Below are 26,850 nucleotides of genomic sequence, written 5' to 3'. Positions count from 1 at the left end.
GCCTTGCCCCGTCACAACGGGGCAAGGTCGCCAAGACCGTGCAAGTCCCAGGGTTTGCAGTGCTCTGCCTTGATCGGGCGGACCCTTTTCTTCTGTTGCGCCCAAGAATAGGGTGGCCAGCGGACTTGTTCCAAAAAGGAAGGCTGTTATGAAGAAACTGCTACTGGCCGCTTCGGCCATCTCGCTGATCGCAGGCGCTGCGGTCGCGGAAGACGTCAAGATCGGCACGCTTCTGGGCATCACCGGCCCGATCGAGAGCATCGCACCGAACATGTTCGCGGCGGTCGACCTCGCGATCAAGGAGGTCAACGATTCCGGCAAGGCGGCGAATGGCTGGGTATTCCAGTCGATCCGCGCCGATTCCACCTGCATCGACGCAGCGGCGGCGACGGCTGCGGCCGAGCGCCTGATCACCGTCGAAGGCGTGAAGGGCATCGTCGGCGGCGACTGCTCGGGCGTGACCCGCGCGGTGCTGACCAACCTCGCGATGCCGAACGGCATGGTGATGGTCTCGCCCTCGGCCACCTCGCCCGCGCTGACCACCGACCCCGACGACGGGCTCTTCTTCCGCACCGTGCCGTCCGACGCCCGCGAAGGCGTGGTGATGGCCGATATCCTGGAAGCGCGCGGCGTCAAGTCGATCGCGCTGACCTATTCCAACAGCGACTACGGCAAGGGCCTGGCGGAAGCCATCGCCAATGCCTTCACCGCCAAGGGCGGCACCGTGACGATCAACGCCAGCCATGACGACGGCAAGGCCGACTATTCGGCAGAAGTCGGTGCGCTCGCGGCGGCGGGCGGTGACGTGCTGGTCGTGGCGGGCTACATCGACCAGGGCGGCAAGGGCATCATCCAGGCGGCAGTCGACAGTGGCGCCTTCACCACCTTCGGTCTGCCCGGCGGGATGTATGGCGAAAGCCTGATCGCCGCCATCGGCGCGCCGCTGAACGGCTCGTTCGGACAGCATGCCTCGTCGGCCTCGGATGGCTATACCGCCTTCCTGGACCTGGCCAAGGCGGCCGATCCGTCCTTCGACGGCTCGACCAACTTCTCTGCCAACTCCTACGACGCGGCGGCGCTGATCATGCTGGCGATGCAGGCGGCGAATTCCACCGACCCGAAGGTCTACAAGGACAAGGTGATGGAAATCGCCAACGGTCCGGCGGACGGGTCGGGCACCAAGATCAAGGCTGGTGAGCTTGGCAAGGCGCTGGAGCTGATCGCTGCGGGCACCGCCATCGACTATGACGGCGCGACCGGCGTGACGCTGCTGGACGGCGGCGATGCCTCGGGCACGTTCTCGGAAGACGAGATCAAGGACGGCAAGTGGGTCTCGGTGGGCTACCGCTGATCCGGGAATGACGACATCGGCCCGGGGGAAACCTCGGGCCGACGACTAGAAGATCCAGAAAAGGCCACGCACGCGGGGAAGCGGAAGCGGCAGGTCGTCCGGGGGAAGTACATGATCAGGGTCGAGAATCTGCACAAGCATTTCGGCGGTTTTCACGCCGTCGACGGCGCGTCGCTGGAGATCAGGACCGGCTCGATCACCGGGCTGATCGGCCCGAACGGCGCGGGGAAGACCACGCTTTTCAACGTGATCGCCGGGCGCTATGACGCGACGAGCGGCCAGGTCTTCATGGACGGCGAGGACATCACCGGCCTGCCGCCGCACAAGCTGTTCGACAAGGGGCTCTTGCGCACCTTCCAGATCGCCCATGAATTCAGCAGCATGACCGTTCGCGAGAACCTGATGATGGTCCCGCCGCGCCAGACCGGCGAGAAGCTGTGGAACGCGCTTTTCTCGCGCGGGGCGGTTGCCGAGGAAGAGGAGCGCATCCGGGCGAAGGCCGACGAGGTGCTGGAGTTCCTGACCATCAGCCATATCGCCGACCAGAAGGCCGGGATGATCTCGGGCGGGCAGAAGAAGCTGGTGGAACTGGGCCGCACGATGATGGTGGACGCCAAGATCGTCTTCCTGGACGAAGTCGGCGCAGGGGTGAACCGGACGCTTCTCAACACCATCGGCGATGCCATCGTGCGGCTGAACAAGGAACGCGGCTATACCTTCTGCGTGATCGAGCACGACATGGATTTCATCGCCCGCCTCTGCGACCCGGTGATCGTGATGGCCGAGGGCAAGGTGCTGGCCGAAGGCTCGGTCGACCAGGTCAAGAACGACGAACGGGTGATCGAGGCCTATCTCGGTCGCGGATTGAAGAACAAGCTGAAGGAGGGCGCGGCGTGAGGCTGACCATCCTTCTGCTGGCAGGGTGCCTTGCTGCCCCGATCCCGGTGCTGGCCCAATCGGCGGTCGGGAAAGCCGTGGTTGACGGCAAGACCGTAACGCTCTTCGACGACGGCACCTGGAAATACGCGGATGTGACCAGCAGTGCCGCGACGGTGGGCTGCACGGACATCACCCCCGGGGTGCAGTTCTGCAACGGCTCGCTAGGCTGGAAGCCCTCGCCCGAAGCCAGCCCCGAGATCAACGCCGCCTACCGGATCGACGCCCGCCACTATGCGCAATACCTGATCGAGGACCTGGGCAGCGATGACGGGATCACCGCCGACTTCATGCGTCAGGTCGTACTGGACAATGCGAAGATGGCGACTGGCAACACCGCCGAAGTCGTCGACGTGCAACCGGCGAAGCTGGGGAGGCTGACCGGCGACACCGTGATCTACAAGGTCGCACTCAACGGGGTCGACGTGGTCTTCGCCAACGCGGTCTTCGTCGAGCCGAAGCGGGTCATGCAGATCATGACCTATGCCATCGGCAACGAATACACACCGCAGCACGCGGGGTATCAGGCCGATCTCCTGACCAACACGAAGCTTGCCGAATGACGACTATCGTCCCCCATCAGCAAGTCCATGTCGGCCTGCTGGCCGCCCTGCAACTGGACCAACCCGAATGAGCGCACCCTTCCTGATCGGCGAGAACATGACCGGCGGCTACGGCGCGGTCGACATCCTGCATTCCTGCACCCTGGCGGTGGAGCCGGGCGAGATCGCGGTCATCGTCGGCCCGAACGGCGCGGGGAAATCCACCGCGATGAAGGCGGTCTTCGGGATGCTGAACCTGCGCCAGGGCAGCGTGAAACTGAATGGCGAGGACATCACCGGCCTGTCCCCGCAGGCCCGCGTGCGCAAGGGCATGGGCTTCGTGCCGCAGACCCACAACATCTTCACCGGCATGACGGTGGAGGAAAACCTGGAGATGGGCGCCTTCATCCGCGAGGACGACAGGATCCGCGACACGATGGAGCAGATCTACGGCCTCTTCCCGATCCTGAAGCAGAAGCGCTTCCAGAAAGCGGGGGAGCTTTCGGGTGGCCAGCGCCAGCAGGTCGCGGTCGGTCGCGCGCTGATGACGCAACCGCGCGTCCTGATGCTGGACGAACCCACGGCAGGCGTCAGCCCCATCGTGATGGACGAGCTGTTCGACCGCATCATCGAGATCGCCCGCAGCGGGATTTCCATCCTGATGGTGGAACAGAACGCGCGGCAGGCGCTGGAGATCGCGGACAAGGGTTTCGTGCTGGTCCAGGGCCGCAACCGCTACACCGACACCGGAGCGGCCCTTTTGGCCGACCCGGAGGTCCGCAAATCTTTCCTTGGAGGCTGATGATGAAACGCACTGTCCTGGCCCTGCTGGCCCTTCTTCCCGCCCCGGCCCTTGCCGGTTTTGAATGCAAGGTCGACCGCCAGTGCGGCGGCGGCGCCTGCGAGGCCTATGCAGGCGGTCCCTTCGTGATCGAACAGACCGGCGACACCTGGTCGGTGGCCTCGGGCGGGCAGACCTGGCAGGCTTTCGACGCAGGCCACATCGACGACACGGGCGAGCTGGTGCTGGTCATGCCGCCGCAAGCGGGGATGTCGGGCATGGTCAGCATCTTCCAGGACGGCAAGTTCCTCTTCACCGCCCATGCCGCAGGCCCGGTCGCCATCAGCGGCGAGGGTGCCTGCGTCGCCACCGGCGGCTGAGCCTGCCCCCCGACACCTTGGACCCGTGACCCGATGGACATTCTCAACGCCCTTGTCGCCTTCCTGAACTTCATCGTCGTGCCGGGCCTTGCCTATGGCAGCCAGCTGGCGCTGGGGGCGCTTGGCATCACGCTGATCTTCAGCGTGCTGCGCTTTTCCAACTTCGCGCATGGCGACACGATGGCCTTCGGGACGGCTTTCGTGATCCTCTTCACCTGGTGGTTCCAGTCGATGGGGATCACGGCGGGCCCGCTGCCCACCGCGCTCCTCGCCCTGCCCTTCGGGATCCTCGTCACCATCGCGATGGTCCTGGCGACCGACCGGGCGGTCTATCGCTTCTACCGCAAGCAAAGGGCGAAGCCGATCATCGTGGTCATCGTCTCGACCGGGGTGATGTTCGTGATGAACGGCCTTGTTCGCATGATCATCGGCACGTCGGAACAGAACTTCTCCGATGGCGCGCGGATGATGCTCAACCCGCAGGATTTCAAGGCCTGGACGGGGTTGGTCGAGCCGCTGGCGATCAAGACCACGCAGGCGATTTCCGTCATCGCGGCGCTGCTTTGCTGCGCGCTTCTCTTCTGGTTCCTGCAGAAGACCCGGACCGGCAAGTCGATGCGGGCCTATTCCGACAACGAGGACCTCGCACTCTTGTCCGGCATCAACCCGGAACGTGTGGTCACGATCACCTGGATCATCGCGGGCGCGCTGGCCTGCATCGCGGGGACGCTCTACGGACTCGACAAATCCTATCGCGGGATCGTCTACTTCAGCCTCCTGATGCCGATGTTCGCCGCCGCCGTGGTGGGGGGCCTCGGCTCGCCCCTGGGCGCGGTGATCGGCAGCTTCATCGTCGCCTTCTCGGAACTGGTCATCACCAGCGCCTGGAAGAAGGTGCTGGGCTACCTGGTCCCGGCGGACTGGCTGGGCGACGGACTCTACCAGGCGCTGTCGACCGACTACAAGGTGGCGGTCAGCTTCACCATCCTGATCATGGTCCTATTGTTCCGCCCGCAGGGCATCTTCGGAGGCAAGTGACATGGGACCCTATCGCAACCTGCTTCTCTTCGCGGGCGTGGCGCTGCTGTTCCTCCTGACCGGGGTGCTGCAAAGCTGGAACCTGTCGCTGAACATCCTGAACCTCGCGCTTCTGTCCTGCATCATGGCGATCGGGGTGAATATCCAGTGGGGCTATGCCGGCCTCTTCTCCACCGGGATCGTCGGTTCGGTCGCGCTTGGCGGGCTGGCGGTCGCGCTGATATCCGCGAAACCCGTGCCCGAGGGCTGGGCCGCAGGCGGTCCCCGCATCCTTGGAGCGCTTCTCTTTGCCGCCGTGGCGATCGGGCTGGCGGTCTGGCTTTACCGTCTGCTGAAACCCGGCACCAGGCGGGCGCTGGCGTTGGCGCTGTATCTGGTGGTGATCTTCTTCATCTACCGCGCGATCCTCGACCCCGGCGTGATTGCGGTCGAGGCGAACAACCCGGCCCAGGCCGGGAACATCGGCGGGCTCGGGCTGAATTCGCTGATCGCCTGGCCGGTCGGCGCGCTGATGGCGGCGGCTGCCGCCTGGATCATCGGCAAGATCGCCCTTGGCCTGCGCGAGGATTACCTGGCCATCGCCACCCTCGGCATCGCCGAGATCATCGTCACGGTGATGCGCAACGAGGACTGGCTGGCGCGCGGGGTGAAGAACCTGACCGGCCTGCCCCGCCCCTGGCCGGTGCCGCAGGAAGTCGCCCTGCAGCTGAACCCGGCCTTCCTGGAACCGGTACAGGCAATGGGTCTCGACCCCGTCACCGCCTCGACCATCTTCGTCAAACTGCTGTACGCCGCCATGTTCGGCCTGGTGCTGATGATCCTGGTCTGGGGCTGCGAACGGGCGCTGAACAGCCCCTGGGGCCGCATGGTCCGCGCCATTCGCGACAACGAGATCTCCTCGGCGGCGATGGGCAAGGACGTGAAGTTCCGCCACCTGCAGATCTTCATCATCGGCTCGGCGGTGGTTGGCCTGGCTGGCGCGATGATGACCTCGATGGAGGGCCAGCTGACCCCGCCCTCCTACCTGCCGCTGCGGTTTACTTTCCTGATCTGGGTGATGGTGATCGTTGGCGGATCGGGCAACAACTGGGGCTCGATCCTGGGTGGGCTGCTGATCGGCTGGCTTTACCTCGCGGTCGAATTCCTGGGGCCGCAGATGATGGAACACATCACCAGCTTCCTGCCCGCAGGCGACCTGAAGAACCATCTCCAGGACACCGCCGCCCATATGCGCCTTCTGACCCTGGGCGTCGTGCTGCTGGTCGTCATGCGTTTTGCGCCAAAGGGTCTGATCCCCGAGAAGTAGCCCCCTTCGCGGCCCGGCATCACTGTCTGGCCGCGACATTCTTTGTCGCAAATCCTCATGCCTTCCCGGCCCCGCCCCGTCATGTTGCGTGAAAACCGGATATGGCGGGGAGACTTGCAATGAAGACCCATGCGCGCGTGGTGGTGATCGGCGGCGGCGTCGTCGGCTGCTCGGTGCTCTATCACCTGACCAAGCTTGGCTGGTCCGACGTCATGCTGATCGAGCGGTCGGACCTGACTTCAGGTTCCACCTGGCACGCGGCGGGCGGGTTCCACACCATCAACGGCGACACCAACATGGCCGCCCTGCAAGGCTATACCATCCGGCTCTACAAGGAGCTGGAGGCGATCACCGGCATGTCCTGTGGCCTCCACCATGTCGGCGGGGTGACTTTGGCCGACAACGAGGCGCGCTTCGAGATGCTGAAGGCGGAACGCGCCAAGCATCGCTACATGGGGCTGGATACCGAAATCCTGTCGCCTGCCGAGATCAGCAAGCTGACCGACGGGCTGGTGAACGTCGACGGTATCCTGGGGGGCCTCTACGATCCACTCGACGGCCACCTCGACCCTTCGGGCACCACCCATGCCTATGCCAAGGCCGCGCGGATGGGCGGCGCCGAGATCGTGCTGCACAACCGGGTGCTGGAGACGAACCCGACCAAGGACGGCTGGGAAGTCGTGACCGAAAAGGGCACCGTCCACTGCGAGCATCTGGTCAACGCCGGTGGCCTCTGGGCGCGCGAGATCGGGGCGATGGCGGGGGTTTACCTGCCGCTTCTGCCGATGGCGCACCAGTATCTGGTGACCGATGACATCCCGGAGATCATGGATATCCTGAAATCCGGCCGCGAATTCCCGCATGTGATGGACCCCGGCGGCGAAAGCTATCTGCGGCAGGAGGGCCGCGGCCTCTGTATCGGTTTCTATGAGAAGCCCTGCGAGCCCTGGTCGGTCGACGGCACGCCCTGGGACTTCGGGCACGAGCTGTTGAACGAACAGTTCGACAAGATCGAGGACTCGGTCAACTTCGCCTATCGCCGCTTCCCGGTGCTGGAACGGTCCGGTGTCAAGCGGGTGATCCACGGGCCCTTCACCTTCGCGCCGGACGGCAACCCGCTGATCGGGCCGGTGCCGGGGCTGAAAAACTACTGGTCGGCCTGCGCGGTGATGGCGGGCTTCTCCCAGGGCGGCGGCATGGGGCTTAGCCTCGCGCAATGGATGATCCACGGCGAGGTCGAGCGTGACCCGCGCGGCTTCGACGTGGCGCGCTTCGGGACCTGGACCTCGCCCGGCTACACGGTGCCGAAGGTGATCGAGAACTACCAGATGCGCTTCAGCGTGTCCTATCCGAACGAGGAGCGCCCCGCCGCCCGCCCCTTCCGCACCACGCCGATGTATCAGGTCTTCGACCAGATGAACGCGGTCTGGGGCCAGCAATACGGGCTGGAAGTGGTGAACTATCACGCCTTGCCGGGCGAGCCGCGCTATGAAACGCCGACCTTCAAGCGTTCGAATTCCTGGGAGGCCACGCGGCAAGAGGTGATGGCGGTGCGCGAAGGCGTCGGCATCAACGAGGTGCAGAACTTCGGCAAGTACCTGGTCAAGGGACCGGGCGCCCGCGCCTGGCTGGACCGGATCATGGCGGGCCGCATCCCGCAACCGGGGCGGCTGTCGCTGACCCCGATGCTGGCCGAAAGCGGCAAGATCATCGGCGATTTTACCGTCTCTTGCCTCAGCGAGACCGAATTCCAGTTGACCGCCAGCTACGGCGCGCAGGGCTGGCACCAGCGCTGGTTCGAGCAACATGCAGAACCCGGCGTAACCATCGAGAATGTCTCAGACTCCCGCTCCGGCTTCCAGATCGCCGGGCCGAAAGCGCACGAACTTCTGGCGCGTGTCACCCGGTCGGATGTCTCGGCTCAGGCGTTCAAGTTCATGGACGTTCGCCGCATGACCGTGGGCATGGCGAACTGCATCGTCCAGCGCGTGAGCTACACCGCCGACCTCGGCTACGAGATCTTCACCGACCAAATGTCGGTGCGGCATCTGTGGGACGTGCTGTCCGCTGCGGGCAAGGACCTTGGCCTGCGCCCCTTCGGGATGCGGGCGATGATGTCGCTGCGGCTGGACAAATGGTTCGGGTCCTGGGGTCGCGAGTTCAGCCCCGACTATACCCCGGCCGAGACCGGCCTTGACCGTTTCATCGCCTGGAACAAGCCCGCCGACTGGATCGGCAAAACCGCCGCGCTGAAGGAAAAGGCCGAGGGTCCGAAGCGCAAGCTGGTATCGATCATCGTCGACGCCACCGACGCCGATGTCGTGGCCTGGGAGCCGATCTGGCTGGACGGCGCGGTCGTCGGCTGGTGCACCTCCGGCGGCTACAGCCACTGGACCGGCAAATCGGTGGCGCAGGGCTTCATTCCCGCCGACCGGGTGCAGGACGGCCTTGCACTGGAGGTCGAGATCCTCGGCGAACGCCGCCCGGCGCGGGTGCATCTGGCACCGCTCTGGGACGATGGCGGGCGGATGCGGACCTGACAACGGACCGCTTGACAGGATAGCCCAGCGGGCGGACCATTTCCGCATGCGTCCGGATGTGCACATCCTTGTCCTAGCTGCGGGCGCGTCGTCGCGGATGCGGGGGCGTGACAAGCTGCTGCAGCCGGTCAAGGGCAAGCCGATCCTGCGCCTGGTCAGCGACCTCGCCCTGGCAACCGGGGCGAAGGTTTATGTCACGCTTCCCCCTGCCGCCGAGGCTCGGCACAAGGTTCTGGCCGACAGCCCAGTGACCATCGTGGCCGTCCCGGATGCCGCGTTGGGCATGTCGCGGTCCATCGTGCGGGGCGTCGCCACGGTTGCAGCCGCTGACCCCGGGCCCGAAGACGGGGTGATGATCCTGCCCGCCGACATGCCGGGATTTTCCGCCAAGGCGCTGGCCGACCTGATTTCGCGTTTTCGCGCCGAGCCCGAACTGATCTGGCGCGGAGGCACCACCGACGGCACGCCGGGCCATCCGGCCCTCTTTCCGCGTGACCTCTGGGCCGATCTTCAGGCGGTGACGGGTGACGAAGGCGGGCGGTCCGTCCTGAAGCGCCACGCCGACCGGGTCAGGACCGTGCCCCTTCCCGGCCGGATGGCGGTGCTTGATCTCGACACCCCCGAGGATTGGGCGGCCTACCTCGGCCGCCCCGGCCCATCAGCCTGATACCAGCACCTTCGCCTCATGCGCCTTGAGCGACAGCCGCGCAGCCGGGAACCCGGTGGCATCGGCGGCCAGTTCCGGGAACAGCTCCAGCACCTCGATCCGCGCAGCCTCGTCCAGCGCGTTCAGCGTCCGCTCGGCCGGCTGGAAGCTTTCGGTCCAGATCCCGTCGGATTGCACGATCTCATGCCGGTCGAACAGGATATGGACGTAGGTCACCCCTTCGGCTGGCAAGGCGCGGGTGATTTCCGCCAGCCCGGTCAGGTGCTTGGCCGGAACCAGCACTTCGCTTTCGCCAAAGTACATCTCGGCCCGCATACCTTCGATCAGGACGCGGTGCTGTGGCGAGACGAGCATCGACCGATCCGGCCCTTCAGGAAGCGCCCCGGCGGAAATGCGCACCGGCTGCAACGCGGGCCGCGCCTGCAATTCCGCCCGGGACAAGTGCCGCGAGCCGACCCAGCGCAGCGGCTGCAACCCGTTGTCGCGCGTGACAACCAGGTCACCCGGCACCAGCGTCTCGACCGCAACCCCGCCACGCTCGGTCATGATCTGCGTGCCTGCGGTAAAGCAGACGATCACCAGGTTCTCGATATCGGTGAAGGTCAGCGTGCCAACCTGGACACCGGCCCCGTTGAAGAAGGTGATGATCCCGTTTTCATGGTTGGCCGAGGTATAGACCAGGTCCATCCGGGTCCAACCCATGCCCGTGATGTCGACCGTCAGCGTGTCGTTGTCCGCGGTCGTTCCGGGGCCACTGCCACCGTCGACCGACTCGTTGCCAAGGATATCGTTCGCGACGGCATCGCCCGCGACAGATTCATCGCCGGGCTTGGTAAAGGTGACGTGGATCAGGTCGCGATCATCGCCAGCGTAGATGTCGTCCAGCCCCGCACCGCCATAAAGCGTGTCGTTGCCGGTTCCGCCGATCAGAAGATCATCATTGGCTCCGCCGTAAAACCGGTCGTTCCCGTTCTCGCCGTACAGGGTATCGTTGCCCGCGTCGCCATGAAGCGTATCGTCATTTTCGCCAGCCCAGATCGTATCGTTCCCTGCGCCGCCATAAAGCAGGTTCGCTCCGGCATGGGTGGTCCCGGACTCATCGTCGATGTTGTCGTTGCCCGCCCCGCCATAGACGGTGTCATCGCCCGAGCCGTAGCGGATCGTGTCGTCGCCGTCGTCGCCATAGGTGACATCGTTCCCGACCCCGGCCTCCAGGCTGTCGTTGCCCGCTCCGCCATAGAGCGTGTCGTCACCAGCATCGCCGTAGAGCGTATCGTTCCCGGCGTCGCCGTAGATCGCGTCGGCCTCGGTTCCGCCATAGGCGAGGTCCGCATTGTCGCCACCGTAAAGCGTGTCGGATCCGGCATCACCATACAAGGTATCCAGACCAACGCCGCCATAAGCCAGGTCGCTGTTGTCACCGCCGAAAAGCCGGTCATCGCCGGCATCGCCGTAGAGCGTATCGTTCCCGGCGTCGCCGTAGATCGTGTCGGCCTCGGTCCCGCCATAGGCGAGGTCCGCATTGTCGCCGCCGGAGACAATGTCGGCCCCAGCCTCGCCGTAGAGCGTGTCATTCCCTGCCTCGCCATACAGCGCGTCGCCCAGGTCGTTCTGAAGAACTGCCGTCGAGGTGATCTGTATGTCATCGACCAACGCGCCGGTGCTGTCGTTGTTGCCGAGTTCGGTAAATTGCAGGGTGTAGGTACCGGCTGCGGGGAAGTTTATGCCGAGAGTGTAATCCGCCCAAACGGTCTTGGACCCCGGTAGCACGTTCATGGTCGCGATCACGGCACCAGACGCATCCAGGACGTCAACCCGGTATCCATCCGTATTTACGGTGCCCGCGGTCCGAACGATGCCTTTGAAAGTCAATTGCGCCGTCAACGCGCCGTCGATAACGAAGCTTTGCTTCATCACCGTGATCTGGCCGCTATTCCCATCAATCTCCGCGACGTTGCCAGCCGTACCCGGCGAAAGGTATGAAGATTCTGGGTTGACCTCGATATCGGTGCCCGACCAGTTGGAACTGCCGGAGTCGAAATTGCCGTTTATGATGTATGTCGTACCGACAGGTGCAGCGGTGCCGCCGTAAAGCAGGTCGTCGCCAGATCCGCCAAATATTGTGTCACTGTCTACCCCACCATCAATGGTGTCGTTGCCAGCGCCGCCAATCAGCGTGTCGTTGCCCGCCCCGCCGTGGACAAGGTCACTGTTCGCCCCGCCATCGATCACGTTCCCGCCGTTGTCACCTGTCAGCGTGTCGTTCAGGTTGCTGCCGGTCAGATTCTCGATCCCGGACAGGGTGTCGCCCGCCGCGTCGCCGCCGCTCTCGGCCAGTGTGTCGCTCATGTTGACGTTAACGGCAGAGCCCGACGCGCTGTAATCCGCCGTATCGGTCCCAGTCCCGCCAATCAGCGAATCTGCGCCTGCCCCTCCGACCAGGGTATCGTCGCCTGCCCCGCCATCCAGCGTGTCGTTCGCCAGACCGCCATAAAGCGTGTCCAGACCGTCATTGCCATAGAGCCGGTCCTGATCGTCCCCGCCATACACAAGGTCAGCGTCCGCGCCGCCATAGATCGTGTCGTTTCCGGCAGCGCCATAAAGGGTGTCGTTCCCGGCGGCGCCCGAGAGGGAGTCCGCCCCCGCACCACCGTCAAGCACGTTGGCAACACCGTCGCCGGTGATGGTGTCGTCGCCCGTGCCGCCGATGACGCCTTCGATGCTGACAAGGGTATCCGCTCCATCACCGGACACAGACCCGCTTGTCAGGTTGATCGTCATGTCCGAGCTGACGTCGGAATAGTTGACGAAGTCGAAATCCGCGCCGCCGTCCAATCGGTCGCCGCCACTGCCGCCGAACAGGGTGTCATTTCCGGCGTCGCCATAGACGCTGTCGGCCCCGCCATATCCGAACAGCAGATCGTTTCCGTTGCCGCCATAGATGAAATCGGCAGCGTTTGTGGTGCCGCCATAAACCGTGTCGTCCCCGGCGTCACCGTAGAGCGTGTCGCTTCCACCAGCACCATCGATGATGTCATTGCCGTCGCCGCCTTCAAGACGGTTGGCACTGCTATCGCCCGTGATGGTGTCGTTCCCCGAACCACCGATGACCCCTTCGATGGAAGTCAGCGTATCCGTTGATCCGTCACCCGTAGCGGTGCCGCCCAGGGTGATGGTCATGTTGGCGGTGGACGTGGCATAGCTGGCAATGTCGAAGTCGGCCCCGCCGTCCAGGCTGTCACTGCCGGCACCGCCGATCAGCGTGTCATTCCCGGTGCCGCCGAAAAGCGAGTCGGCCCCTGCGCCACCGTCGATAAGGTCGGCCCCGGCGCCGCCGTCGAGACGGTTGGCAAGGGTGTCGCCCGTGATGGTGTCGGCGCCCGAGCCGCCGATGACGTTCTCGATCCCGGAAAGACTGTCAGTGCCCAGCCCGGTTGCAATGCCGGTGGCAAGGTTCACGTTGACGGCGGTCGAGTTGGTCGCAAACGTGCTGCTCCCTGAGCTAAGCGCTGTGAGGTAGCGGCTGTAGTCTGCAGTGTCGGTACCGGCGCCGCCGAACAGGGTATCGTTGAGGGTGTCGTTGCCGCCGATCAGCGTGTCGTTGCCGTCGCCGCCATAAATGACGTCAGCCCCGGCACCACCGTCGAGCAAGTCATTGCCGCCGCCGGTTCCAGCCGCTGTGCCGCCATAAATGATGTCGGTGCCGCTATTGCCCCAGATCGAGTCGGCTACGGTATCATTCCCGAGAAGGGTCTCGTTCCCGGTTGTGCCTACAACTGTCGCCATTCTGTTCTGCCCCTGTTCGCGGCTTCCGGATAGTCAGCCTTCATGTCTGATCCATGACCAAACACGGAAAGCTTTGCGCCATTATATTGACGTCGGATCCGGTCGCGTTCTTCAGGCTACCTTTCGGATAGCCGTCCAAGTAACGCTATTGCACAATCTGTTAACAAAGTCGCTACGAAATTCAGGGGTCACGCGATGGCTTCGGCCAGCTGCATCCCTTCGGCAATGCGTCGGCTCTGGCCATAGGCGGCACGCCCGGCCTCGGTCTTCAGCTCGGGGAAAATCTCGAAGATTTCCAGCCGCTGCGCATTGCCGATCCCTTTCAGCGAGGTGTCCTCGGGGTGGAAGCTCTCGGTCCAGATGCCGTTCGACAGCACGACCTCGTGCCGGTCGCACATGAAATGCACATAGGTCGTGCCGCTGGACTGCACGGTATGCACCCCCTGGGCCGCCAGGTGCTTGGCGGCGACCAGGACTTCGCGGTCGGTATAGCGCACCGTGGCGCGGGTGTTGGCGACCAGCACGCGGTGGTTGGGCGAGACCATCATGTCGCGCTCGGGCAGGCCCTTGCCCAGCGAGCCCTGCTGGATGAAGACCGGCAGAAGATGCGGCTCGGACTGGAAATCGTGCAGGAACATCTGGGTCTTTCCGACCCAGCGCACGGTCTGGATGCCGTTGTCGCGGGTCACGACGCGGTCTCCTGCCGAGATCAGTTCGACCGGCATCTCGCCGCGCTGCGTGGTGATCAGCGTCCCGGGTGTGAAGCAGGGTGTGCAACGTGGCGCCTTGGCGGCGTCGACGGGAACGCAGGGCGCGGGGATGGCGTCACCAATGGACATCGCTCTATCACTTTCATGCCGGTGCCGACGCTGCCGACACCAAGAGTACTACCCTTTCTGGATACCCGGGTTCCGCAGGGCGAGAAAAGTAAAAAAGACGTTTCCAATCAAGGACAACACCAGCGGAATTCAGCCGACGCGTGTAATCTTCCGCTGATCGGGCCGCCCATGACGGCCCATCACGTTTGCCCTGTTTCAAGTCAATTCGCAGGGACCATCCCTAACCATTTACTTTAGCCCGCCTTTCAATCATGGCGTGTGCCCGCAATCGCCCTACAATTTGAGAGCTGATGCATATGACTCAACTTTGAATTGTTTATGCCGACGACATGGAAAATCCGGCAGTGCCGATGGCCGGCAAAGCCAGTGTTTCTGCCCGGAATCCAAAACGGCCATTTGCGCTGAGACTGGCCCGGATTCGGATCGGGGGGAGCGAATCGAACGGCCAGCCTGCCGCTCAAAGTACCAACGATTCGAGGGATGTGGTGCCCGAGGCGAGACTCGAACTCGCAAGCCTTGCGGCGGAGGATTTTGAATCCCCTGCGTCTACCATTCCACCACTCGGGCCACCGGGGTCCCGTTTAGAACCTGCTGCGGCCCGCGTCAATGCGGACCGCAACCGTCAGAGGTTCTCGGCCTGGAAGGTGTCGCAATCGGCCAGCTTGCCGGACTGCAGCCCGATCATGAACCAGCGCGAGCGTTGCTCGGACGTGCCGTGGGTGAAGGTGTGCGGCATCGGGCGCTGGCCGGCGTTGCGTTGCAGGGTGTCGTCGCCGATCTGCTTGGCGGCGTTCACCGCCTCTTCGAGGTCGCCGCGCTCGATGGTGCCCAAGGTCTGCGCCGCCTCGCGCGCCCAGATGCCGGAGAGGCAGTCGGCCTGCAGCTCGATCTGCACCGAGATCGCGTTCGATTCCTCCTGGCTTACTTGCTGCCGGATCTCGTTGGCCTTGGAGAGGATGCCAAGTTCGTCCTGGACGTGGTGGCCGATCTCGTGGGCGACGACGTAGGCTGCCGCGAAGTCGCCGCTGGCGCCGAGGCGCTGGTGCAGCGTCGTGAAGAAGCCGGTGTCGAGGTAGACCTTCTTGTCCATCGGGCAGTAGAACGGACCCGTCGCCTCGGACGCGCCGCCACAGGCCGAGGGGGTCGCGTCCTTGAAGAGGACCAGCGTCGCGGGGGTATAGGTCCGGTTCAGCTGCTCCTTGAAGACGCGGGTCCAGATTTCCTCGGTGTCGGCAAGGACGACCGAGACGAACTGGCCCTCGGCCTTGTCCTGCTCGGTCAGCTCGACCGGGGCCCCGCCGGTGCCCTGGTCCATCCCGCCGGGGCCGAGAAGCTGGCTGGGATCGACGCCGAGGAACATGGCGATCAGGAAGACGACGATGGCCCCCGCCCCGCCGATCCCGCCGATCCGGGCCGCTCCGCCGCCCATGCTGCGGCGGTCCTCGATGTTGGAACTTTCCCTGCGACCGCGCCACTGCATGCCTTCACCCTTCCCCCGGTCCGTCCCTGTCCACAGTGGACAAGCGACCATACTCTTGCAAAATCAATACCTTGGTCGCGGGCGTTCACGAATCCTTAACCCGTGCCGCAGACCCTTTCCGCGAAATCCTATCCGCTGCCCCGTCGCTTCGGAAGCGCGAATGCACGAAAGCGGGAGCGCCGCCTGCATCCCCTTCCCCTTCCGCAGCGCCCGGCCTATGGTCGCGACGCAATTTCCAAGCAGCGAAGAGCCGATGATGACCCTGACCCGCCCGACCCTGATCCTTCTGGCAACCCTTGGCTCGGTCGCACTTCTGGGCGGGGCCTTTGCCTTCCAGTACATCGGTGGAATGGCGCCCTGCCAGCTGTGCCTCTGGCAACGCTGGCCGCATGCCGCAGCGATCCTGATCGGGGTGGTGGCGCTGACCACCGGCTGGCGCGGGCTGGCCTGGCTGGGGGTGATCGCGGCGCTGGTGACAGCCGGCATCGGCATCTTCCACGTCGGCGTCGAGCAGAAATGGTGGGAAGGGCTGGCAAGCTGCACGGCCGGATCCATCGAAGGCATCTCGACTGCCGACCTTCTTGACCCGTCGAAGGATGTGGCGGCCGTGGTGCGCTGCGACGCCATCGCCTGGCAGATGCTGGGGATCTCGATGGCCGGGTGGAACGCGATCCTCTCGCTGGTCCTGGCCGGGATCTGGGTCAAGGCGGCGCGGGCTGCCTGAAGAAAGACCCCGTCCCGGGCCTGACCCGGGACCTCGCTTCATCCGCAGAGGCCGCAGCTCAGGCCCGGGGTGGGATTGTTCCGCCGAACAGCCGCTGGTGCTCCTGGATCGCGAAGCGGTCGGTCATCCCCGCGACATAGTCGGCGACGACCCTCGCAAGATGGGTTTCATCCCGCGCGGCGGCCACGTCGGCCTGCCATTCCGGCGGCAACAGGTCGGGCTGGCGCAGGAACAGCGGAAACAGGTCATCGACCATCCGCGTCACCTCGGCCCGCACCGCCATGACCGAAGGCGCGCGGTACATGCGGTGGAACAGGAAGCTGCGCACCGCCTTCAGGTCCTGATAGAGCGGCTTTGAGAAGCGGATGATCGTGGTGCCCATGTGGCGGATGTCGTCGACCGATTTCGGCTGGGCGCTGGCCAGCCGGTTCTGCGCGACGGCGATGACATCCTCGACCATGCGACCGAAGACCCGGCGCAGGGCTTCGTGGCGACGGCGCATCCTGTCGAGATCGGGATAGAGACGGTCCACCTCCTCGAAGGCGGGGCCGGTGACGGGCAGCTCCATCAGGTCGACCTCGGTGAAGAGGCCGGAGCGCAGGCCGTCGTGCAGGTCATGGTGGGAATAGGCGACGTCGTCGGCGATGGCGGCGACCTGCGCTTCCGCCGACGCATGGGTGTCAAGCTCCAGGTCCCACAGGGCATTCACTTCGGCCAGCGCATAGGGCAGCGGGCCGTCGTGCTTCGCATCGGCGTTGGGGCCGGCCACTGGGCCGTTATGTTTGGCAATGCCTTCAAGGGTTTCCCAGGTGAGGTTCAACCCGTCGAAATCGGCGTAATGGCGTTCCAGCCTGGTCACGATCCGCAAGGCCTGGGCATTGTGGTCGAAGCCGCCATAGGGCGCCATCAGCCGCTCCATCGCGTCTTCGCCGGTATGGCCGAAGGGGGTATGGCCAAGGTCATGCGCCAGGGCGACGGCTTCCGCGAGGTCGGTGTTCAGCCCCAGCACCCCGGCGATGGTGCGGGCGACCTGTGCCACCTCGATGGTATGGGTCAGGCGGGTGCGGTAGTAATCGCCTTCATGTTCGACGAAGACCTGCGTCTTGTGCTTCAACCGGCGGAAGGCGGAGGAATGGATGATCCGGTCGCGATCGCGCTGGTAGGGCGAGCGGAAGGAGGACAGCCGTTCCGGCCAGAGCCTGCCGCGGCTGGCATCGGGTTGGCAGGCGAAGGGCTGAAGCATCGGGCTGTCCTTGTTCAGGCGGGTCGGGTTCCATATATTTGCCGGGCAAGCCGAAGGATACGGGAACAGTCATGGAACTGACGCTGCCGCCGAAAGTCACGGATCGCGCCTTTGCGCGGCTGGCCGAGATTGCCGAAGCGACCGGCGATGCCCGCCCCTTGCGCGTGGCGGTGGATGGCGGCGGCTGTTCGGGCTTCCAGTATTCGATCACGCTGGACGATCCGGCGGCGGATGATCTGGTGCTGGAAAAGGACGGGCAAAAGGTGCTGGTCGATCAGGTCAGCCTGCCCTTCCTGTCGAACGCCGTGATCGACTTCACCGACGAGCTGATCGGCGCGCGGTTCGTGGTGGAAAACCCCAACGCCAAGACCAGCTGCGGCTGCGGGACAAGCTTTTCGCTCTGACCCCTCTGGCCGTGCCAGCCTGGCGCGCTAGCTTTGCGCGGAACAGGGAGGGCGATCATGCGGGTGTTGATGCTCGGCTCGGCGCCGATGGCGGCGGAAGCGGCGCTCTGGCGGCGGGAGCCGTTCGACCTGGTGCTGGCGATCAACAATGCATGGCGGATCAGGCCGGATTGGGACGTGGCAATCCATCCCTTCGATTTCCCGGTGGAGCGGCAGGCGGTGGCCGGGCCGGGCCAGCGGATCGTGACCGAGGCCGAGTTCGTGCCGGCGCAGAATGCCTGTGGAGGTTTCGTCTATGCGGGCGCGACGATGGCCTTCACGGCGGGGTACTGGGCGCTGCACGCGCTGCGGCCTTCGGTGATCGCGGTCTATGGCTGCGACATGCACTACCCCGCAACGGGACCGACGCATTTCTACGGCACCGGGTCGGCGGACCCCTTGCGGGAGGACATCACGCTGCGGTCGCTGGAGGCAAAGTCGGCGCGCTGGCGGGTGCTGGCGGCGATGCAAGGCGCTGCCGTGGTGAACCTGTCCTTCGGACCGTCGCGGCTGGTCCTGCCCCGGGTTTCGCGGAAGGCGGTGGCCTCGGCGCGGCCGGGGGCGTGGTGCCCGGAGCTTGCGGCGGAGGCCTTGGCGCTGGAGGCGGAGCTTGGCTACCTGGTGCCCTCGGGCCGCTATTGGGAGGAGCCGGGGCGGTTCGATCCTGTCGCACTCGACCGGCTGGATGCGCTGTGGCTGCAGGCGGCGACGCTGCCCTTGCGGCAGACGGGTTGAGCTGGGGCCGGGTGCGGCCTAGGGTGGCCGGGCGGAGGGCCGGGCCATGAAGCTTGCGACATTCAACATCAACGGGATCAAGGCCAGGGCCGAGGCGCTGCCCGCCTGGCTGGCGCAGGCGGCGCCGGACGTGGTCTGCCTGCAGGAGATCAAGTCGGTGGACGAGGCCTTCCCGCGCGAGCTGTTCGAGGGGATGGGCTACCGGGTCGAGACGCAGGGGCAGAAGGGGTTCAACGGGGTGGCGATCCTGTCGAAGCTGCCCTTGTCGGATGTGCGGCGGGGGTTACCCGGCAATGACAGCGACGAGCAGGCGCGCTGGATCGAGGCGGTGGTCGATGCGGGGCGGCCGGTGCGGGTCTGCGGCCTCTACCTGCCGAACGGCAACCCGGCGCCGGGGCCCAAATATGACTACAAGCTCGCCTGGATGGCGCGGATGGAGGCACGGGTGCGGGAGCTGCTGGCCTCGGAAGAGCCGTTCGTCTGCCTGGGCGACTACAACGTGATCCCGCAGGCGGTGGATGCGGCAAGGCCGGAGGCCTGGGTCGGGGATGCCCTCTTCCTGCCGGAGAGCCGGGGGGCGTTCCGGCGGCTGGCGAACCTGGGGCTGACCGATGCGGTGCGGGTGAGCGACCCCTCGCGCGGGGTCTACACCTTCTGGGACTATCAGGCGGGGGCCTGGGAGCGGAACAACGGCATCCGGATCGACCATGTGATGCTGTCGCCACAGGCGGCGGACCGGCTGGAGGCGGCGGGGATCGACAAGGCGGTCCGGGGGGGCGAGAAGCCGAGCGACCATGTGCCGGTCTGGGTGGAGATCGCGGCGTGAGCCGAAGCTGTCCACGGTGGACATAAATTCGGGGCCGCCAAAATCAAGGACTTGCGTGTGGACGTTCAGGATTTGGTAAGGTTTGGCGAAGCGCCTTTCGGGTAGCGCAGGGCGTCGAGGACCAGCCGGAACGCGGGAGAGGTCTGGCGGCGGCTGGGATAGTAGAGGTGCAGGCCGGGAAAGGTCGGGGACCAGTCGTCGAGCACCTGAACCAGCGCGCCGGTGGCGATGGCAGGGGCCACCAGATCCTCGGGCAGGAAGCCGATGCCGAAGCCGTCGAGAGTGGCGGTGAGACAGGCGTTGATCGAGTTCGAGATGATCTGTCCGCTGACCCTGGCCCGCAGCGTCTGGTCGCCCTTCCGGAACTCCCACGCATAGAGCGCGCTCGTGGAGACGAAACGCAGGTTGATGCAGCGGTGGGCGGTCAGGTCGTTCGGCGTCACCGGCGGCGGGACGGTCGCGAAATAGGCGGGCGTCGCCACGGCCACCAGACGCGCATCGGGGCCGATCCTGACCGCGATCATGTCCCTTTCCACGCTTTCGCCCAGCCGGACCCCGGCATCGAAGCCGTCGGCCACGATGTCACGAAAGCCGTGGTCGATGGAGATCTCCAGCGTGATGTCGGGATTGGCGCGCAGCACCGGAGCGAGCCGCGGCCAGAGGACCCTTTCGGCGGCATATTCGCTGGCGGTGATGCGGATCGTACCGGCAGGCGTGTCACGGTAGATCGAAAGGCGATCAAGCTCGGTTCGGATTTCATCAAACCGCGGCAGGATCGTCGCCAAGAGACGCTGCCCGGCTTCGGTGGGTGACACGCTGCGCGTCGTGCGTGTGAGCAGCCGGATGCCCAGCCGATCCTCCAGCTTGCGCAGGGTCTGGCTGAGGGCCGAGGCCGAGACCCCGAGCTGCGCTGCGGCGCGGGTGAAGCTGCGTTCGCGCGCGACCACGGCAAAGGTGACGAGATCGTCCATCCGGTCGCGCTGCATTGTGAAGCCTGCCTTACAACGAGATGTCGATTATCGGGTCTAATCCCGGGGAACGGTCGAGTCCATATAGCCGGGGCAAACGACGGAGAGTGATCATGCAGATGCGCAGACTTGGCAGCCTGGAGGTGTCGGCCGTGGGGCTGGGATGCATGGGAATGAGTTCGGCCTATGGTCCGCCTGCGGATACGAAAGCGATGATCGGACTGATCCGCCATGCGCATGACCTTGGGGTCACGCATTTCGACACCGCCGAAGCCTATGGCCCTTTTGCCAACGAGGTCCTCGTCGGTCAGGCGCTGGCCCCGATCCGCGACAAGGTGGTGATCGCGACCAAGTTCGGCTTCAACATCGACCCAGAGACCGGCGTGCGGGGGCCGGGCACGAACAGCCGCCCCGACCATATCCGGGCGGCGGCGGAAGCCAGCCTGAAGCGGTTGGGGACCGACCGGGTCGACCTGCTTTATCAGCATCGGGTCGACCCGGATGTGCCGATCGAGGAGGTTGCCGGTGCGGTGAAGCAGCTGATTGCCGAGGGCAAGGTGCGGCATTTCGGCCTGTCCGAGGCCGGAGTGCAGACCATTCACCGCGCCCATGCGGTGCAGAAGGTGACGGCGGTGCAAAGCGAATACTCGCTGTTCTGGCGCGAACCGGAGGCCGATCTTCTGCCGGTGCTGGACGAACTGGACATCGGCTTCGTCCCGTTCAGCCCGCTGGGGGCCGGGTTCCTGACCGGCAAGATCGACGCGACGACGACTTTCGACCCGACCGATTTCCGCAACATGGTGCCGCGACTGGCGCCCGAGGCGCGCAAGGCCAATCTGGCGCTGGTCGAGGTGGTGAGGGATGTGGCGAGCGCCAAGGGCGCAACCCTGGCGCAGATCGCGCTGGCCTGGCTCTTGGCGCGGCGGCAGGCGATGTCGCCGATCCCCGGGACGACCAGGCGGCATCGGCTGGAGGAAAACCTGGGGGCGTTGCAGGTGACGCTGACACCGGAGGATCTTGCCGGGATCGACTTGGCGCTTGCCGGGATCGAAGTGCAGGGTGCCCGCCTGCCCGAGGCCGTGCTGAAGATGTCGGGGTTGTAGGCGGCTTGACGCTGTGGGGAGGCGGGCTGAAGCCCGACCTACTGGGTCACGTCGTGGTCGTAGAGCCAGTCGAAACGGCTGAGCATCATGCCGGGGGAGAAGCGGCCCAGAAGGCGGAGGCCGGTGTGGCCGATCATCCGGGGCAGGCCGGACAGGTGGTAGGCCCGGGCATTGGCATTGGCGGCGGCGACGATGCGGGTGGTGCGGGGTTTTCGCGCGGACTGGTAGGCGGCGAGCGCGGCGGCGGGGGTGTCGTGGGTGGCGAGAGATTGCGCCAGCACCCAGGCGTCCTCCAGACCCATTGACGCACCTTGGGCGAGGAAAGGCAGGGTCGGATGGGCGGCGTCGCCAAGGATCGGCACCCCGCCCTGCCCTACCGGCTTCACCCAAGCGTCGGCGACCTGGTGGCGGAAGAGGCCCCAGAGCCAGGGATCCTCCACCCGGTCGAGCCAGCCGCGGATGCGGGGCGAAAAGCGTTCGAAGGCGATGCGGAGGGTGATCGCGTCGTCACGCAGGGTCCAGCTTTCCTCGGCCCAGCGGTCGCGCTCTTCCACCGCGACGATGTTGCGCAAGCTGCCGCCCCGGAGCGGATAGCTGACCAGATGGCGGCCGGGTCCCATGTGGACTTCGGCCACCGGAGCCGCGCCGGGTTCGCAGGGGATCACGGCACGCCAGGCGACCTGATGGGTGAAGAAGGGCTGTTCGGGGCCGTTCAGCGCGGCGCGGACTTTGGAATGCAATCCGTCGGCGCCGATCAGGAGCGGGCATTCAAGCCGCTCGCCGCCTTCCAGCACCGCGGCGGGCACGGGACCGGAGAGGTCGACCTCGGCGACGCGGGAGAGGAGGCGGAGCGTCACGCCTGCAGCCTCGGCGCCCTTGAGGAGAAGCGCGATCAGGTCGGCGCGGTGCAGGAAGTGGTAGCCGTGGCCCGGACGCAGGCGCGCGAGGTCGAGCCGGGTCACGCCCTCGCCAGTGGGCCCGTCGATCAGTTGCACCGCCTCGGCGCGCATCGAGGCGGCATCAAGGTCCGCCTGCAGGTCGAGGCCACGCAGGACGGCGGCACCGTTGGGCGAGATCTGCAGGCCCGCGCCGACCTCGCGGATGGCGTCGGCCTGTTCCAGCACGGTGACGGCGGCGCCCCGCAGGGCAAGGGCGCGCGCCAGGGCCAGACCCGCGACGCCGGCGCCGATGATGGTGACGGGCTGGCCGATCAGGCTCATGGCGGAAACTCCTGATATTGCGGCAGATCGTCGGTGATCTGATGCCATGGGGCTTTGTTGCCGACGAAGATATGCGCGCTGGGCCGGATCGTCGGAGTGTCGATCAGCGTGCCCATCGCCACATGGACCCATTCGCCGTTGCGTACGACCGAATAGAGGAGCGAGCCGCAGCTTGCGCAATGGGTGTTGTTGGTCAGGTCGTCGCCGTAGACCATCAACCCGTCGGCGCCGTGGGTCAGGGAAAGCCGGTCACGCGGGATGCCGGCGAAGGGCTTGAAGGCCGATCCGGTGGTGCGGCGGCAGTTGCCGCAATGACAGATCAGCGCATAGTCGAAGGCGTCATCGACCTGATAGCCCACCCTGCCGCAGTAGCAGCCGCCGGTGAGCATTCTGTCAGACGGGCTGGACATCTCCGGCCCCCTTCCCGATTCAGTCGTCGCGATGGACCTTTTCGCGGCGTTCGTGCTTTTCCTGCGCTTCCAGCGTCATCGTGGCGATGGGGCGCGCGTCGAGGCGTTTCAGGCTGATCGGTTCGCCCGACACTTCGCAATAGCCGAATTCGCCGTTGTCGATCCGGCGGAGCGCCGCGTCGATCTTGGCGACCAGCTTGCGCTGGCGGTCGCGGGTGCGCAGTTCCAGCGCGCGGTCGGTCTCCTCGGACGCGCGGTCGGCGATGTCGGGGACGTTGCGGGCGCTGTCCTGCAGGCTGTCGATCGTTTCGGCGGATTGATCGAGCAGCTCCTGCTTCCAGACCAGAAGCTTCCGGCGGAAGTATTCGAGTTGCCGGTCATTCATGAACGGCTCATCCTCGGCGGGACGGTAATCATCTGGAAGGAAAACTTCGGCCTTCATCGAAACTCTCTCCTTCGCGCCGGACCCTGCCGACAGGTGGGCTTCAGTCATGGCGCGCTCCTGTTGGGCGGGCGTGTATCCCATGACCAGAGGATTGTCACTAGCGGTTGCGACATTATTTGGGCATGGGTAGGGTTTGTGAATGGCCGGGAAACAGGATGTTGACAGAGCGATGAAATTCGCCACGACCGAAACTTACGTCGCGTCAGACGATCTGGCGCTGGCGGTGAACGCGGCGGTGACGTTGCAGCGCCCCCTTCTGGTGAAGGGAGAGCCCGGAACCGGCAAGACCGAGCTGGCGCGGCAGGTGGCGCAGTCGCTGGGGCTGCCACTGATCGAATGGCATGTGAAGTCGACCACCAAGGCGCAGCAGGGGCTCTACGAATACGATGCCGTCAGCCGGTTGCGCGACAGCCAGCTGGGTGAGGCACGGGTGCATGAGGTCGCGAATTACATCCGCAAGGGCAAACTCTGGCAGGCCTTCGAGGCGGAGGGCCGGGTCGTGTTGCTGATCGACGAGATCGACAAGGCGGACATCGAGTTTCCGAACGATCTTCTGCAAGAGTTGGACCGGATGGAGTTCCACGTCTACGAGACGGGGGAGATGGTGCGGGCGAAGCACCGGCCGGTGGTGATCATCACCTCGAACAACGAGAAGGAACTGCCGGACGCCTTCCTGCGGCGCTGTTTCTTCCACTACATCCGGTTTCCCGACCTGGAGACGCTGGCGGCGATCGTGCGGGTGCATTTTCCGGGGATCAAGGAGGCCCTGCTGGCCGCCGCGCTGACGCAGTTCTTCGAGCTGCGCGAGGTGCCGGGGCTGAAGAAGAAGCCCTCGACGTCCGAGGTCCTGGACTGGCTGCGGCTTCTCCTGGCCGAGGACCTGGCGCCGGAGGACTTGCGCAAGGACGCAAAGACCGCCCTGCCCCGGCTGCACGGGGCGTTGCTGAAGAACGAGCAGGATGTGCAACTGTTCGAACGGCTGGCCTTCATGGCGCGGGGGCAGCGGTAGCCCTTGTGGCGAGCCGGGGTCGCGGGGGTCCGGCGCGAAGCCGGGACCGGGCGAATCAGACGGCGGTCGATTTCGGACCCGCAGGCGGCGGGACGCGAGTGTTGGATTTGTAATATTCCGTGACCGTCCCGAATACATCCTGCGGCACAGGTCACTTCAACCGCGAGGGATAGTGTTCGGAAAATCGGCGGTTTTTCCCGAATTGACTCAGAGGACCGGCTGGCCGGACACTTGCCCGGCCCCAAGCTGCCAGGGGCGGTGTCCGACTGGTCTTTCGATGCGCCTGCCCCTGATCCTTGCCGCGCTTTCAACGCTTGCCGCCTGTGCCCCGCCTGCCCAGGTCTCGAAGAACAGCCCTCCGGTGGGCGTGGGCTTCGGCGATCCCTCGGCCTTTCGGGCGCTGGCGGTGCCGTCGGGCGGATCGTCCCTGACGCGGGATTTCATGGACCTGACCTTCGCGATGGAGAACGGGCACGAGCTGGAGACGTTCAGCCGGTTCGAGGGGCCGGTGACGGTGGCGATGCGCGGCCCTGCCCCCGCCAGCGCGGCGAAGGACCTGGCGGTGCTGATCGGGCGGTTGAGAAGCGAGGCGGGGATCGACATCTCGCCCACCACCGGGCCGGCGGTGATCACGGTGGAATTCGCCTCGCGCGCCGAGCTGCGGCGGCTGGCGCCGACGGCGGCCTGTTTCGTGGTGCCGAACGTGTCCTCCCTGGCCGAGTACCGGCGCCAGCGCGGGTCCGAGAAGGTCGATTGGGCCAGCGTCACCCGGCGCGAGACGGCGGCGATCTTCATTCCCGCCGACACCAGCCCGCAGGAAGTGCGCGACTGCCTGCACGAGGAGTTGGCGCAGGCGCTGGGGCCGTTGAACGACCTGTACCGGCTGTCGAACAGCGTCTTCAACGACGACAACTTCCAGTCGGTGCTGACCGATTTCGACATGGACATCCTGCGGATGACCTATTCGCCGACGCTGGCCAGCGGGATGGGCCGGGAGGAGGTCGCCGCGCGGCTGGGCACTTCGGCTGCCGTGGGTCAGGGCAATCCGCCCGACTGGACCCGTGCCGTCGAGGCGGCGCTTGGCAAGACCGGCACTCTGTCCGCGCGGAAGGCGGCGGCGGAGCGGGCGCTGGCGATTGCGCAGGCCTCCGGCTGGCAGGACGGGCGGCTGGCCTTCAGCTATTTCGCGGTCGGTCGCCTGCTGGCAGGATCGGAGCCCGCGCGGGCGTTCGATGCCTTCGACCGGGCGGCGGCGATCTATGCCCGCCTGCCGGGGGGCGAGTTGCAGATCGCCCATATCGACATGCAACTGGCCGCGATGGCGCTGGCGGGCGGGCTGGCCGAGGAGGCCGCGCGGCTGGCCGACCGGGCGATGCCGGTGGTGCAGCGGCACCAGAACGCCGCGCTGCTGGCGACGCTGATGCTGATCAAGGCCGAGGCGCTGGACCAGCTGGGCAACCCCACGGCAGCCGCCGCGCTGCGCATGGACAGTGCGGCATGGGCGCGCTATGGCTTCGGCCCTGACAGCGTGGTCAAGGCCCGGATGCGCGACATCGCGTCGGTGGCAGACCGGGCGACAAAGGGCTGAGGGGGCCGCATCGCCCCGGAAAAGGGGCGCAATGTTCGTGATCGGCGGTCTTCTTCTGGGAGCAATCGGCGGCGGCCTGCGGGCCAGGGCGCGCGGCGGCAAGCTGGCGGATATCCTGCTTTACGCGGTGGCGCATGCGATCATCTTCGGGCTGGTCGGGCTGTTTCTCACCATCTACCTTGACCGCATGATGCGCGGCTAGGCCATGTTCCTGCCGTTCTTCCAGACCTTGCGGGAAGAAGGCGTGCCGGTATCGCTGCGGGAGTTCCTGAGCTTTCTGGAAGCGATGGCGGCGGGGCTGGTGATCTATGACCCCGAGGGGTTCTATCACCTCGCCCGGCTGACGCTGGTCAAGGACGAGCGACACATCGACCGCTTCGACCGGGCCTTCGCGCGGGCGTTTTCCGGGCTGGAGGGGGTGACGGCGGATCAGGTGCTGCAGGCGCTGGACCTGCCGCGCGACTGGCTGGAAAAACTGGCCGAGCGGCAT

General features: G+C 65.6%; 25 protein-coding genes, 1 tRNA gene and 1 pseudogene. 18 read left to right on the top strand and 9 right to left on the bottom strand.

The window, feature by feature from the left end; genetic code table 11:
- Nucleotides 1-148 precede the first annotated feature (148 nt).
- The 9 genes from ACE3P6_RS09030 (at nt 149) to ACE3P6_RS08990 (ending at nt 9,541) form a co-directional block, all read left to right on the top strand.
- Entirely contained in the window at nt 149-1,351 is a 1,203-nt protein-coding gene (locus tag ACE3P6_RS09030; protein ID WP_374393956.1) for an ABC transporter substrate-binding protein, read from the top strand.
- A 111-nt stretch (nt 1,352-1,462) separates the two neighbouring features.
- Nucleotides 1,463-2,248, top strand: a complete 786-nt coding sequence (locus ACE3P6_RS09025) for an ABC transporter ATP-binding protein (RefSeq protein ID WP_374393954.1) — start codon at nt 1,463-1,465, stop codon at nt 2,246-2,248.
- Entirely contained in the window at nt 2,245-2,850 is a 606-nt protein-coding gene (locus ACE3P6_RS09020; protein ID WP_374393950.1) for a hypothetical protein, read from the top strand. Before ACE3P6_RS09025 ends, ACE3P6_RS09020 begins: the two co-directional genes overlap by 4 nt.
- Nucleotides 2,851-2,917: 67 nt before the next feature.
- Entirely contained in the window at nt 2,918-3,631 is a 714-nt protein-coding gene (locus ACE3P6_RS09015) for an ABC transporter ATP-binding protein (protein WP_374393948.1), read from the top strand.
- A 2-nt stretch (nt 3,632-3,633) separates the two neighbouring features.
- Entirely contained in the window at nt 3,634-3,990 is a 357-nt protein-coding gene (locus tag ACE3P6_RS09010) for a hypothetical protein (protein WP_374393946.1), read from the top strand.
- A 33-nt stretch (nt 3,991-4,023) separates the two neighbouring features.
- Complete coding sequence (locus ACE3P6_RS09005; RefSeq protein ID WP_374393943.1) at nt 4,024-5,028, top strand: branched-chain amino acid ABC transporter permease; 1,005 nt, start codon at nt 4,024-4,026, stop codon at nt 5,026-5,028.
- A 1-nt stretch (nt 5,029) separates the two neighbouring features.
- Nucleotides 5,030-6,334 carry a branched-chain amino acid ABC transporter permease gene (locus ACE3P6_RS09000; RefSeq protein ID WP_374393941.1) on the top strand — a complete coding sequence of 435 codons (1,305 nt, stop codon included), beginning with the start codon at nt 5,030-5,032 and terminating at the stop codon, nt 6,332-6,334.
- A 119-nt stretch (nt 6,335-6,453) separates the two neighbouring features.
- A complete protein-coding gene (locus tag ACE3P6_RS08995) occupies nt 6,454-8,874 on the top strand; it encodes an FAD-dependent oxidoreductase (RefSeq protein ID WP_374393939.1) in 2,421 nt (806 codons plus the stop codon).
- A 46-nt stretch (nt 8,875-8,920) separates the two neighbouring features.
- On the top strand, nt 8,921-9,541 hold the full coding sequence (locus tag ACE3P6_RS08990; RefSeq protein WP_374393936.1) for an NTP transferase domain-containing protein: 621 nt from the start codon (nt 8,921-8,923) through the stop codon (nt 9,539-9,541).
- On the opposite strand, the gene ACE3P6_RS08985 is transcribed toward ACE3P6_RS08990, so the two are convergent.
- The 4 genes from ACE3P6_RS08985 to ACE3P6_RS08970 form a co-directional block, all read right to left on the bottom strand.
- Nucleotides 9,533-13,327, bottom strand: a complete 3,795-nt coding sequence (locus tag ACE3P6_RS08985; protein WP_374393934.1) for a Hint domain-containing protein — start codon at nt 13,325-13,327, stop codon at nt 9,533-9,535. The two genes, ACE3P6_RS08990 and ACE3P6_RS08985, sit on opposite strands and share 9 nt — an antisense overlap.
- 188 nt (nt 13,328-13,515) lie before the next feature.
- Complete coding sequence (locus ACE3P6_RS08980) at nt 13,516-14,166, bottom strand: Hint domain-containing protein (RefSeq protein ID WP_374393931.1); 651 nt, start codon at nt 14,164-14,166, stop codon at nt 13,516-13,518.
- 483 nt (nt 14,167-14,649) lie between these two features.
- Nucleotides 14,650-14,733 (bottom strand) — tRNA-Leu (locus tag ACE3P6_RS08975).
- Between the two features lie 55 nt (nt 14,734-14,788).
- A complete protein-coding gene (locus tag ACE3P6_RS08970) occupies nt 14,789-15,646 on the bottom strand; it encodes a neutral zinc metallopeptidase (protein ID WP_374393929.1) in 858 nt (285 codons plus the stop codon).
- Nucleotides 15,647-15,908: 262 nt separating this feature from the next.
- Between ACE3P6_RS08970 and ACE3P6_RS08965 the strand changes: the two genes are divergently transcribed.
- Nucleotides 15,909-16,370, top strand: coding sequence for a disulfide bond formation protein B (locus ACE3P6_RS08965; protein ID WP_374394056.1), 462 nt, complete (start codon nt 15,909-15,911; stop codon nt 16,368-16,370).
- Nucleotides 16,371-16,428: 58 nt separating this feature from the next.
- On the opposite strand, the gene ACE3P6_RS08960 is transcribed toward ACE3P6_RS08965, so the two are convergent.
- Nucleotides 16,429-17,613: a deoxyguanosinetriphosphate triphosphohydrolase gene (locus ACE3P6_RS08960; protein ID WP_374393926.1), complete on the bottom strand. Its 1,185-nt coding sequence runs from the start codon at nt 17,611-17,613 to the stop codon at nt 16,429-16,431.
- 77 nt (nt 17,614-17,690) lie between these two features.
- Here ACE3P6_RS08960 and ACE3P6_RS08955 point away from each other — a divergent pair, with 77 nt between their 5' ends.
- From ACE3P6_RS08955 to xth, 3 genes are read left to right on the top strand one after another with little or no spacing between them, the layout of a single operon-like run.
- Nucleotides 17,691-18,017 (top strand): HesB/IscA family protein, encoded by a 327-nt coding sequence (locus ACE3P6_RS08955; RefSeq protein ID WP_374375601.1) that lies wholly within the window; start codon nt 17,691-17,693, stop codon nt 18,015-18,017.
- A gap of 57 nt (nt 18,018-18,074) precedes the next feature.
- Entirely contained in the window at nt 18,075-18,791 is a 717-nt protein-coding gene (locus tag ACE3P6_RS08950; RefSeq protein WP_374393923.1) for a hypothetical protein, read from the top strand.
- Nucleotides 18,792-18,837: 46 nt separating this feature from the next.
- Nucleotides 18,838-19,617 carry an exodeoxyribonuclease III gene (xth, locus tag ACE3P6_RS08945; RefSeq protein ID WP_374393921.1) on the top strand — a complete coding sequence of 260 codons (780 nt, stop codon included), beginning with the start codon at nt 18,838-18,840 and terminating at the stop codon, nt 19,615-19,617.
- Between the two features lie 65 nt (nt 19,618-19,682).
- On the opposite strand, the gene ACE3P6_RS08940 is transcribed toward xth, so the two are convergent.
- Nucleotides 19,683-20,603 carry a LysR family transcriptional regulator gene (locus tag ACE3P6_RS08940; protein ID WP_374393919.1) on the bottom strand — a complete coding sequence of 307 codons (921 nt, stop codon included), beginning with the start codon at nt 20,601-20,603 and terminating at the stop codon, nt 19,683-19,685.
- A gap of 95 nt (nt 20,604-20,698) precedes the next feature.
- On the opposite strand from ACE3P6_RS08940, the gene ACE3P6_RS08935 reads away from it, so the two are divergent.
- Entirely contained in the window at nt 20,699-21,688 is a 990-nt protein-coding gene (locus ACE3P6_RS08935; protein ID WP_374393917.1) for an aldo/keto reductase, read from the top strand.
- Nucleotides 21,689-21,726: 38 nt separating this feature from the next.
- Here ACE3P6_RS08935 and ACE3P6_RS08930 read toward each other — a convergent pair whose 3' ends face one another.
- From ACE3P6_RS08930 to dksA, 3 genes are read right to left on the bottom strand one after another with little or no spacing between them, the layout of a single operon-like run.
- Nucleotides 21,727-22,908 (bottom strand): FAD-dependent monooxygenase, encoded by a 1,182-nt coding sequence (locus ACE3P6_RS08930; protein ID WP_374393915.1) that lies wholly within the window; start codon nt 22,906-22,908, stop codon nt 21,727-21,729.
- Nucleotides 22,905-23,318 (bottom strand): GFA family protein, encoded by a 414-nt coding sequence (locus ACE3P6_RS08925; protein ID WP_374393913.1) that lies wholly within the window; start codon nt 23,316-23,318, stop codon nt 22,905-22,907. Before ACE3P6_RS08925 ends, ACE3P6_RS08930 begins: the two co-directional genes overlap by 4 nt.
- 19 nt (nt 23,319-23,337) lie before the next feature.
- Nucleotides 23,338-23,760, bottom strand: a complete 423-nt coding sequence (dksA, locus tag ACE3P6_RS08920) for an RNA polymerase-binding protein DksA (RefSeq protein WP_374375598.1) — start codon at nt 23,758-23,760, stop codon at nt 23,338-23,340.
- A 172-nt stretch (nt 23,761-23,932) separates the two neighbouring features.
- Between dksA and ACE3P6_RS08915 the strand changes: the two genes are divergently transcribed.
- The 4 genes and pseudogenes from ACE3P6_RS08915 to ACE3P6_RS08900 form a co-directional block, all read left to right on the top strand.
- On the top strand, nt 23,933-24,772 hold the full coding sequence (locus tag ACE3P6_RS08915) for an AAA family ATPase (RefSeq protein WP_374393912.1): 840 nt from the start codon (nt 23,933-23,935) through the stop codon (nt 24,770-24,772).
- A 277-nt stretch (nt 24,773-25,049) separates the two neighbouring features.
- Nucleotides 25,050-26,360: a DUF2927 domain-containing protein gene (locus ACE3P6_RS08910; protein ID WP_374393910.1), complete on the top strand. Its 1,311-nt coding sequence runs from the start codon at nt 25,050-25,052 to the stop codon at nt 26,358-26,360.
- A 31-nt stretch (nt 26,361-26,391) separates the two neighbouring features.
- Nucleotides 26,392-26,562: a hypothetical protein gene (locus ACE3P6_RS08905; RefSeq protein WP_374376549.1), complete on the top strand. Its 171-nt coding sequence runs from the start codon at nt 26,392-26,394 to the stop codon at nt 26,560-26,562.
- A gap of 3 nt (nt 26,563-26,565) precedes the next feature.
- Nucleotides 26,566-26,850: pseudogene (locus ACE3P6_RS08900) on the top strand (VWA domain-containing protein); the annotation flags it as partial.

The sequence above is a fragment of the Tabrizicola sp. genome (genome assembly GCF_041911175.1).
GTDB lineage: Bacteria > Pseudomonadota > Alphaproteobacteria > Rhodobacterales > Rhodobacteraceae > Tabrizicola.
This window is presented reverse-complemented; position numbering and strand designations above follow the sequence as displayed.

What these genes read in the sequence shown, in the direction of transcription:
- ACE3P6_RS09030 (WP_374393956.1), top strand. Translation starts at nt 149, where the DNA reads ATGAAGAAACTGCTACTGGCCGCTTCGGCCATCTCGCTGATCGCAGGC.
- ACE3P6_RS09025 (WP_374393954.1), top strand. Translation starts at nt 1,463, where the DNA reads ATGATCAGGGTCGAGAATCTGCACAAGCATTTCGGCGGTTTTCACGCC.
- ACE3P6_RS09015 (WP_374393948.1), top strand. Translation starts at nt 2,918, where the DNA reads ATGAGCGCACCCTTCCTGATCGGCGAGAACATGACCGGCGGCTACGGC.
- ACE3P6_RS09010 (WP_374393946.1), top strand. Translation starts at nt 3,634, where the DNA reads ATGAAACGCACTGTCCTGGCCCTGCTGGCCCTTCTTCCCGCCCCGGCC.
- ACE3P6_RS09005 (WP_374393943.1), top strand. Translation starts at nt 4,024, where the DNA reads ATGGACATTCTCAACGCCCTTGTCGCCTTCCTGAACTTCATCGTCGTG.
- ACE3P6_RS09000 (WP_374393941.1), top strand. Translation starts at nt 5,030, where the DNA reads ATGGGACCCTATCGCAACCTGCTTCTCTTCGCGGGCGTGGCGCTGCTG.
- ACE3P6_RS08995 (WP_374393939.1), top strand. Translation starts at nt 6,454, where the DNA reads ATGAAGACCCATGCGCGCGTGGTGGTGATCGGCGGCGGCGTCGTCGGC.
- ACE3P6_RS08990 (WP_374393936.1), top strand. Translation starts at nt 8,921, where the DNA reads ATGCGTCCGGATGTGCACATCCTTGTCCTAGCTGCGGGCGCGTCGTCG.
- ACE3P6_RS08985 (WP_374393934.1), bottom strand. Translation starts at nt 13,327, where the DNA reads ATGGCGACAGTTGTAGGCACAACCGGGAACGAGACCCTTCTCGGGAAT.
- ACE3P6_RS08980 (WP_374393931.1), bottom strand. Translation starts at nt 14,166, where the DNA reads ATGTCCATTGGTGACGCCATCCCCGCGCCCTGCGTTCCCGTCGACGCC.
- ACE3P6_RS08970 (WP_374393929.1), bottom strand. Translation starts at nt 15,646, where the DNA reads ATGCAGTGGCGCGGTCGCAGGGAAAGTTCCAACATCGAGGACCGCCGC.
- ACE3P6_RS08960 (WP_374393926.1), bottom strand. Translation starts at nt 17,613, where the DNA reads ATGCTTCAGCCCTTCGCCTGCCAACCCGATGCCAGCCGCGGCAGGCTC.
- ACE3P6_RS08950 (WP_374393923.1), top strand. Translation starts at nt 18,075, where the DNA reads ATGCGGGTGTTGATGCTCGGCTCGGCGCCGATGGCGGCGGAAGCGGCG.
- xth (WP_374393921.1), top strand. Translation starts at nt 18,838, where the DNA reads ATGAAGCTTGCGACATTCAACATCAACGGGATCAAGGCCAGGGCCGAG.
- ACE3P6_RS08940 (WP_374393919.1), bottom strand. Translation starts at nt 20,603, where the DNA reads ATGCAGCGCGACCGGATGGACGATCTCGTCACCTTTGCCGTGGTCGCG.
- ACE3P6_RS08935 (WP_374393917.1), top strand. Translation starts at nt 20,699, where the DNA reads ATGCAGATGCGCAGACTTGGCAGCCTGGAGGTGTCGGCCGTGGGGCTG.
- ACE3P6_RS08930 (WP_374393915.1), bottom strand. Translation starts at nt 22,908, where the DNA reads ATGAGCCTGATCGGCCAGCCCGTCACCATCATCGGCGCCGGCGTCGCG.
- ACE3P6_RS08925 (WP_374393913.1), bottom strand. Translation starts at nt 23,318, where the DNA reads ATGTCCAGCCCGTCTGACAGAATGCTCACCGGCGGCTGCTACTGCGGC.
- dksA (WP_374375598.1), bottom strand. Translation starts at nt 23,760, where the DNA reads ATGAAGGCCGAAGTTTTCCTTCCAGATGATTACCGTCCCGCCGAGGAT.
- ACE3P6_RS08915 (WP_374393912.1), top strand. Translation starts at nt 23,933, where the DNA reads ATGAAATTCGCCACGACCGAAACTTACGTCGCGTCAGACGATCTGGCG.
- ACE3P6_RS08910 (WP_374393910.1), top strand. Translation starts at nt 25,050, where the DNA reads ATGCGCCTGCCCCTGATCCTTGCCGCGCTTTCAACGCTTGCCGCCTGT.
- ACE3P6_RS08905 (WP_374376549.1), top strand. Translation starts at nt 26,392, where the DNA reads ATGTTCGTGATCGGCGGTCTTCTTCTGGGAGCAATCGGCGGCGGCCTG.